Origin of the sequence: Ideonella aquatica, assembly GCF_018069755.1 — a bacterium.
Lineage (GTDB): Bacteria > Pseudomonadota > Gammaproteobacteria > Burkholderiales > Burkholderiaceae_C > Ideonella > Ideonella aquatica.
Genome location: NZ_JAGQDE010000004.1, coordinates 1 through 10016, shown reverse-complemented (window position 1 = coordinate 10016; position 10016 = coordinate 1). Strand labels below are relative to the sequence as shown.

Annotated in this window: 1 protein-coding gene; it reads left to right on the top strand. The window is 67.3% G+C overall.

Annotated elements, in window-relative coordinates; genetic code table 11:
• Positions 1–330: 330 nt before the first annotated feature.
• The coding region (locus KAK06_RS06410) for a cadherin-like domain-containing protein (RefSeq protein WP_210801110.1) at positions 331–10016 on the top strand (9686 nt) is incomplete at its 3' end.

Sequence of the window (10016 nt, the reverse complement as noted above, 5' to 3'; positions counted from 1 at the left end):
AGGCCCCTTTTTTCTGGGCCCGAGGCGCCGCCCGCAGACAGCGCGAAGAGGGCCGTGAGGCGCCTTCACCCTTCTTGAAGGACGAATGCTAAGGCGATTTCACTGCACACAGTATCCGTAATGGAAAATATCACCCGATCATTTGTTACCTCAGAACTGATCTGCAAACTAGGGATAAGCCGGGAACAGCCGGGGGGAAGCGTCGCTTATCAGCGGTTACATTGGTCGGAACGGTGACTTCGGTCACGTCGGAGACGGTCTGCGCCGGCTCCAAGACGCGTCGCGCCACTATGCTCGCCGCACCGCGAAATCTGTATCTGGAGCCTCGACATGCCCCACAACGCCAAGCCCGCCGCCCATCCGACCCCCGCTTTCAAGCTGACCCAGGTCAGCTTCGGGGCGCCTGCAGCCGCCAAGCTGGGGCGTGACGCCGCCACGCAGGCCGCCATCGAGAAGGGCTATGTGGCCAACCGCAAGCTGGCGGGCAAGGTCATCGCCGTGTGGGGCGACGCCCTGCTGCGCACCGAGGACGGCACCGTTCGGCCGCTGAAGGCGGGCGACGTGATCAAGAAGGGCGACGTGGTCCTGACCTCGCAGAAGGGCATCATCCAGATTGAGGGCGCACGTGGCGGCTCCGAAGCCGAACGGGTGATCGGCAAGATCGAGGACGGCAAGGACGACACGGCGCCGGCCGCCATCGACGCCACCCCGCTGGGCGAAGGCCTGCGCGTGGAGCGCATCAGCGAATCGGTCAATCCGGCCAGCCTGTCGGTGGGCAGCATCCAGGGCGGCACCATCGTCCGCCAGGACGAAGAGCAACTGCCCGAGGACGCCGCCGCCGAGGCGGTTCCCGACGTGGTCAGCGTGTCCGAGGACGGCTCGGTCTCCTTCGACCCGCGCGGCAACGACAGCGGCGCGGGTGGCTCGGCACTCACCATCACCACGGTCGCCGGCCAGCCCATCAGCGTGGGCACGCCGGTCCAGATCCCCCAGGGCACCATCACCCTGAACCCGGACGGCACGCTCACCTTCACGCCGCGGCCCAACTTCAACGGCTCGGTCGACATTCCCTACACGGTGGTCGACGATCAGGGCAACACCGCCAGCTCGACCATCTCCATCGACGTGATCCCGGTGAACGACCTGCCGGTGCCCGGCACGGTCATCGATCCCAACGGCGACGTCGTGCCCGACGTCGACGGCGGCTTCGACCCCACCACCGGCCACTACGAAGCCAGCACCCCCGAAGACACCCCCGTCAGCGGCACCATCAAGGGCACCGACGTCGATGGCGACGAACTGACCTTCCTGCTGGACGACCCGCCCGCCCACGGCACCGTGACCGTCAACGAAGACGGCACCTGGACCTACACGCCGGACCCCGACTACAACGGTGACGACAGCTTCACCGTGATCGTCGACGATGGCAACGGCGGCACCGCGATCGCCGTGGTCGACATCATCGTCGACCCGGTCAACGACAACCCGACCGCGGTGGACGACAGCTTCCCGGTCACCGAGGACACCCCTGTCAGCGGCAACGTCCTGACCAACGACTCCGACACCGACGGTGACCCCATCGTGGTCAAGGAGTTCTCGGTCGACACCGATGGCGACGGCACCCCCGAGGTCTTCCAACCGGGCGAGACCGCCACCATCCCCGGCGTCGGCACGCTGATCATCAATGAGGATGGCAGCTTCACCTTCACGCCGGTCAAGGACTTTGACGGCACCATTCCGCCCATCACCTACACGATCGACGACGGCCAGGGCGGCACCGACACCGCCTCGCTGATCCTGGGTCCGGACATCATCGACGTCAACGACAACCCGGACGCGGTCGACGATCTCTTCCCGGTCACCGAGGACACCCCGGTCAGCGGCAATGTCCTGACCAATGACACCGACGTCGACGGCGACCCGCTGGTCGTCAAGTCCTTCGCCGTCGACACCAACGGCGACGGCACGCCCGAGGTCTTCCAGCCCGGCCAGACCGCCACCATCCCCGGCATCGGCACGCTGATCATCAACGCCGACGGCAGCTTCACCTTCACGCCGGCCCAGGACTACGTCGGCGAAATTCCGCCTGTCACCTACACCATCGATGACGGCAACGGCGGCACCGACACCGCCTCGCTGATCCTGGGTCCGCAGATCACGCCCGTCAACGACGCGCCGGATGCGCGCGACGACATCGTCCCCGTGACGGAGGACACCCCGGTCAGTGGCAATGTGCTGACCAATGACACCGACGTCGACGGCGACCCGCTGGTCGTCAAGTCCTTCGCGGTCGATACCAATGGCGACGGCACGCCCGAGGTCTTCGAACCCGGTCAGACCGCCACCATCCCCGGCATCGGCACGCTGATCATCAACGCCGACGGCAGCTTCACCTTCACGCCGGCCAAGGACTACGACGGCGTCATTCCGCCCGTCACCTACACCATCGACGACGGCAACGGCGGCACCGACACCGCCTCGCTGATCCTGGGTCCGGACATCATCGACGTCAACGATGCGCCGGTTGCCACCGACAACACCTACCCGGTCCTCGAGGACATTCCTGTCAGCGGCAACGTCCTGACCGACGGCACGCCCGACAGCGATGTCGACGGCGACCCGCTCACGGTCAGTGGCTTCACCGTTGACACCAATGGCGACGGCGTCCCCGAGACCTTCGCTGCCGGTGAAACGGCCGTCATCCGCAATGCCGCTGGCGACGCCATCGGCTCGCTGCTCATCAACGCCGACGGCAGCTTCACCTTCACACCGGCCCTGAACTACAACGGCCCGGTGCCGCAGGTCAGCTACTCGATCAGCGACGGCAAGGGGGGCACCGACAGCGCCAACGTGCTGTTCGGCCCGGTCGCGCCGGTGGACGATTCGCCGCGCGCCGTCAATGACACGGCCACCACGCCGGAAGACACCGCCATCGTCATCGACGTGCTGGCCAATGACCGCGACCCCGATTCGGGCGACGCGCTGACCATCACCCACGTCAACGGCCAGGCCATCACCGAAGGCCAGAGCGTGGCCGTGACCAACGGCAGCGTGATGCTGCAGGGCGGCAAGCTCCTGTTCACGCCGGCCAAGGATTACACCGGCCCGGTTGATTTTTCCTACACCGTCAGCGACGGCAACACGCCCGTCAGTGCCCAGGTCCATGTGGACGTCACGCCCGTCAATGACGCCCCGGTCGCCGCCGACGACGCGCTGACCGTGCCGCCCAACGGCGTCGGCGTGATCGATGTGCTGGCCAATGACACCGATCCGGACAACCCGCCCAGTGACCTGACGATCACCCAGATCAACGGTCAGGACGTGGTGCCTGGCGACAGCATCGACCTCGTCGATCCTGTCAGCGGCGCCGTGGTGGGCACCGTCACCTTGACCCCGGAAGGCACGCTCGAATTCCGTCCCGCCCAGGACTACAACGGCCCGGTGCCGCCGATCACCTACACGGTGGCCGACCCGTCTGGCCTGACCGACGAAGGCACGGTGGTCTTCACCATCGGCGACAACCGCGGCCCGACCGCCGCCGATGACACCGGCTCGACCGACGAGGACACCCCGCTGGTGGTGGACGCCGCCCATGGCGTGATCAAGGGCGCAGGCACCGATACCGATCCGGACAACGACACCCTGCTCGTCAAGGAGTTCAGCTTCGGCGGTTCCACCGTCACGGCCGGCCAGAGTGTGGCTGGTGCCTGGGGCACCCTGACCCTCAACGCCGACGGTTCCTACACCTTCACGCCCAGTGCCGCCGCTGACGCCCTCGGTCAGGGCGACTCCGCCCAGGACGTGTTCAGCTACGTCGTCGTCGATGCGGCCGGCAACACCGCCACCGCCACGCTGACGATCACGATCAATGGCGTCAATGACGGTCCGACGGCCGGCGACGTGTCCGGCAACACGCCGTTCGACACCCCGATCGTGCTGGACCCGCTGGCGGGTTCCACCGACCCCGAAGGCGACCCGCTGACGATCACCGAGATCAACGGCCAGCCCATCACCGTGGGCGTGCCTGTCACGCTGACTGACGGCCTGGGCAACCCGATCGGCACCGTCACGCTGGGCGCTGACGGCACCCTCACCTTCGACCCGGTCGAAGGCTTCAAGGGCCCGGTCGACTTCGACTACACGGTCAGCGATGGCCAGGGCGGCACCGACACCGGCCACGCCACCATCACCGTCGGCCCGAACGCGCCGCCGGTGGCCCAGGACGACAACGTCGTCATGGACGAAGACACCACCGTCACGTTTGATCCGCGCTCCAACGACCCGGACATCGAAGGCGATGCGCTGACGATCACGCAGATCAACGGCGTGAACGTCGCCCCTGGCGACAAGATCACCATCGCCCAGGGCGTGATCACCGTCAACGCCGACGGCACGCTCAGCTTCACGCCGAACAAGGACTTCAACGGCGGCCCGATCGACGTCAACTACACCGTCAGCGACCAGTTCGGCGGTTCGGACACAGCGGTCATCCACATCACCGTCAACCCGCTCAATGACAACCCGGTGGCCACCGACGATGTGGCGACGGTGCTGGAAGACATTCCCGCCAGCGGCAACGTCCTGACCGACGGCACGCCCGACAGCGATGTCGATGGCGACACGCTCAGCGTCACCGGCTTCACCATCGACACCAACGGTGATGGCATCCCGGAGAGCTTCGCTGCCGGCGCCAGCGCCACGATCGCGGGCATCGGTACGCTGACGATCAACGCCGATGGCTCCTACACCTTCGCGCCGGCCCGCGACTACAACGGCCCGGTGCCGGTGGCCACCTACACCATCAGCGACGGCCAGGGCGGCTCCGACAGCGCCACGCTGACGCTGACGGTCGAGCCGCGCAGCGACACGCCCTCGGCGGTCAACGACACGGCGTTGACCGCCGAGGACACCCCGGTGGTCATCCGCGTGCTGGACAACGACAGCGACGCCGACGGCGACACGCTGACCATCACCCAGATCAACGGCCAGGCCATCACGGTCGGCGCCAGCGTGGCCGTCGCCAACGGCACGGTCACGCTCAATGCCGACGGCACCCTGACCTTCACGCCCGCTGCCGACTACGTCGGCCCGGTCGACTTCACCTACACCGTCTCCGACGGCCAGACCCCGGTCCAGGCCAGCGTGCACGTGGATGTCACGTCGCGCAACGATGCGCCGGTGGCCGTCGACGACGTCGCCAGCACCGAGGAAGACGCGCCCATCACGCTGAACCTGCTGGGCAACGACGATGACATCGACGGTGACGCGCTGCACATCACGCAGATCGACGGCGTCGACATCCTGCCGGGTCAGACGGTCAACGTGACCAACGGCACCGTCACGCTCAACGCCGACGGCACCGTCACCTTCACGCCCGCTGCGGACTACAACGGTCCGGTCAGCTTCACCTACACCGTCGCCGACCCCTTTGGTGCCACCGACACCGCCTCGGTGACGATCAACGTCAGCCCGATGCCCGACGCCCCGGTGGCGGCACCCGACACCGGCAGCACCGACGAGGACACCAGCCTGGTGGTCACGGCCGCCGATGGCGTGATCCTGGGCGCCGGCCGCGACACCGATGTCGACGGCGACACCCTCAGTGTGTCCGCCGTGGCCTTTGGCGGCACCAGCGGCACCGTGGGCCAGGCCCTGGCCGGCCTGTGGGGCACGCTGACCCTCAATGCCGATGGTTCCTACACCTACGTGCCCAATGCGGCCGCACAGGGGCTGGACGACAACGAAAGCCAGTTCGACGTCTTCACCTACACGGTGACCGACCCGAGCGGCCTGACCTCGGTCTCCACCCTGACCATCACCGTCACCGGCCGCAACGACGCCCCGGTGGCCGTGGACGACTCGGCCAGCACGCCCTTCGACACCACGATCACGCTGAATGTGCTGGCCAACGACAAGGACGTCGACGGCGAGCCGCTGTCGATCACCCAGATCAACGGCCAGCCGGTCAGCGTCGGTTCGCCCGTCACGCTGACCGACGGCAGCGGCACGACGATCGGCACCGTCACGCTCAATGCCGACGGCACGCTGAGCTTCGACCCGGTGCGCGGCTTCACCGGCCCGGTCAGCTTCGAGTACACCCTGTCCGACGGCACCGCCTCCGATATCGGCAAGGTCACGATCAACGTCGGCACCCTGGGTGCGCCGGACGCGCTGAACGACAGCTACGTCACCGACGAGGACCAGTCCCTCACCAGCTTCAACCCGCTGGCCAATGACACCACGCCCGAGGGCGACCCGCTGACGATCATCGCGATCAACGGCCAGGCGATCGTCCCCGGCGGCTCGGTGACGCTGCCCCAAGGCACGGTCTCGATGAACGCCGACGGCACGCTGAACTTCGTGCCCAACCCGGACTTCAACGGTCCGGTCGACTTCAGCTACACCGTGTCCGACCCGTTCGGCGGCACCGACACGGCCTCGGTCCACATTGACGTCAACCCGCTGAACGACCCGCCGGTGGCCAACGACGACACGGCCACCGTCGAGCCCAACCAGACCGTCAACATCGACGTGCTGCGCAACGACACTGACGTCGATGGCGACACGCTGACCATCACCGAGATCAACGGCCAGCCCGTCACCGTGGGCGTGCCGGTCGATCTGACGGACGGCACCGGCAAGGTGGTCGGCACCGTGGTGCTCAACGCCGACGGCACGCTGGCCTTCACGCCGGCGCCGGGCCAGACCGATCCGGTCACCCTCACCTACACGGTGCAGGACCCGTCGGGGACCACCGACACCGCCAACGTCACCATCAACATCGGCCCCAACCTGCCGCCGGTGGCGGTCGACGATGTCGGCACCACGGATGAGGACACCACGCTGGCGGTCAACGCCGCGAACGGCGTGATCCTGGGTGCCGGCACCGACTCCGACCCCAACAACGACAGCCTGAGCGTCTCGGGCATCGCCTTTGGCGCCGTCGTCGGCACCGTCGGTCAGCCGCTGGTCGGCGACTGGGGCACCCTGACGCTGCTGGCCGATGGCTCGTACACCTACGTCCCGAACGCCGCCGCGCAAGGTCTGGACGACAACGAGAGCCAGGCCGACGTCTTCACCTACACGATCATCGACCCGGCCGGCAATACGGCCACCGCGACGCTCACGCTGACCGTCACCGGCAAGAACGACGGCCCGGTGGCCGTCGATGACGCGGCGTCCACCCCCTTCGACACCCCGGTCGACCTGAACCTGGTCGCCAACGACACCGATCCGGACGGTGAGCCGCTCAGCATCACGCAGATCAACGGACAGGCGGTCCGCCCCGGCGACGTCATCACACTGAGCCAGGGCACGCTGACGATCAACGCCGACGGCACCGTCACCTTTGATCCGGTGCGCGGCTTCACTGGCCTGGTCTCGTTCGACTACACCGTGTCGGACGGCGATGCCAGCGACACCGGCCGTGTCTCGATCACGGTGGGCGGCATCGAGCCCCCCACCGCGGGTGATGACGTGTTCACCGTCAACGAGGACCAGCCCCTCAACGCCTTCGATCCGCTCGCCAACGACAGCTCGCCCGAGGGCGATCCGCTGCACATCACGCAGATCAACGGCGTGGACATCGTCCCGGGTGGCTCGATCACGCTGCCGCAGGGCACGATCACCATGAACCCGGACGGCACGCTGAACTTCGTGCCCAACGCCGACTTCAACGGCCCGGTCACCTTCACCTACACCGTCGCCGACCCCTTCGGCGGCACCGCCCAGGCACAAGTCACGATCAACGTCGTGCCGGTCAACGACGCCCCCGATGCTGTCAATGACGCCGGCAGCGTGGCCGAAGACCAGTCGCTCATCCTCAACCTGCTGGGCAACGACACCGACAAGGACGGCGACACGCTGCGCATCACGCAGATCGCCGGTGTCGACATCCTGCCGGGCCAGACCGTTGCGGTCACCAACGGCACGGTGACGCTCAATGCCGACGGCACGATCACCTTCACCCCGGCCGCGAACTACAACGGCCCGATCAGCTTCGCCTACACCATTGCCGATCCCTCCGGGGCCACCGACACCGCCACGGTGAACATCACCGTGACGCCTCGCCCGGATGCGCCGCAGGCCGTGGCCGACACCGGCACGACCAGCGAGGACACCGTCCTCGACGTATCGGCTGCCGATGGCGTGATCCTGGGTGTCGGTCGCGATACCGACCCCGATGGTGACAGCCTGAGCGTGTCCGCCGTCAGCTTCGGCGGCACCAATGGCACGGTTGGCCAGCCGCTGGCCGGTGCCTGGGGCACCCTGGTGCTGCGCAGCGATGGCTCCTACACCTTCACGCCGAACGCAGCGGCGCAGGCGCTGGACGACAACGAGAGCCGCGCCGATGTGTTCACCTACACGGTCACCGACCCCTCGGGTCGCACCGCGGTCACCACACTGACCATCACCGTCACCGGCCAGAACGACGCGCCGGTGGCCGTGGACGATTCGGCATCAACCCCGTTCGACCAACCCGTCGTCATCAACCTGCTGGCCAACGACAGCGACGTCGATGGCGAGCCCCTGACCATCACCCAGATCGATGGCCAGGACATCGTGGTGGGCGGCTCGGTGCAGCTGTTCGACGCCACCGGTGCGGCCATCGGTACCGTCACGCTGAATGCCAACGGCACGGTCACCTTCGATCCGGTGCCGGGTTTTGACGGACCGGTCGACTTCAGCTACACGGTCTCCGACGGCACGGCCACCGACACCGGCAACGTGCACGTCACGGTGGGCACCAACGCACCCCCGGTCGCCCAGGACGATGTCGTGGTCGGCAGTGAAGATGCCAAGGTCACCTTCGACCCGCGCAGCAACGACGGCGACCCCGAGAACGACACCCTGCGGATCACCCAGATCAACGGTCAGGACATCGTGCCGGGCGGCTCGATCACGTTGCCCGAGGGCACGCTGATCATGAATGCCGATGGCACGCTCAGCTTCACGCCGAACAGCAACTTCAACGGCCCGGTGTCCTTCGACTACACCGTCTCCGACGAGTTCGGTGGCTCCAGCACGGCCACGGTCAACATCGATGTCCGCCCGGACAACGACGCGCCCGACGCCGTCAACGACGAGAACGACCAGGTCTTCGAGGACCAGCCGGCCACGGGCAACGTGCTGATCAACGACACCGATGTGGACGGCGATGTGCTGACGGTCACGGGCTTCAGCGTCGACACCGATGGTGACGGCGTGGCCGAGGACTTCCAGCCTGGGCAGTCGGCGACGATTGCCGGCGTGGGCACGCTGGTGATCAACGCCGACGGCAGCTACACCTTCACGCCGGTCAAGGACTACGCCGGCCCGGTGCCGCTGGTGAGCTACAGCATCACCGATGGCAACGGTGGCACCGACAGTGCCACGCTGAGCCTGGGCCCGGTGCGTCCGGTCGACGACTCGCCGCGTGCGGTCAACGACTCGGCCGTGACCAACGAGGACACCTCGGTGGTGATCCGCGTGCTGGACAACGACCGTGACCCGGATGCGGGCGACACGCTGACCATCACCCACATCAATGGCCAGGCCATCAGCGTGGGTGGCTCGGTGGCCGTCACCAACGGCACCGTCACGCTCAACGCCGACGGCACCCTGACCTTCAACCCCACGGCCAACTACCACGGCCCGGTCGAGTTCAGCTACACCGTCACCGACGGCAAGACCCCGGTCAACGCGCAGGTCCATGTGGACGTGCTGCCGGTCAATGACGCGCCGCAGGCCAGCGACGATGCGCTGACCGTGGCGCCCAATGGCTCGGGCTCGATCGATGTGCTGGGCAATGACAGCGACATCGACGGCGACACCCTGAGCGTCACCGAGTTCCAGGTCGATGCCGATGGCGACGGCGTGCCCGAGACCTTCGCTGCGGGCAGCGTTGTGGCGCTGACCAATGCCGCCGGTGACCCGATCGGCACGGTGGAGCTGCGCGCCGATGGCACGCTGATCTTCACCCCGGCGCAGGACTACAACGGCCCGGTGCCCGAGCTCACCTACACGGTCACCGACCC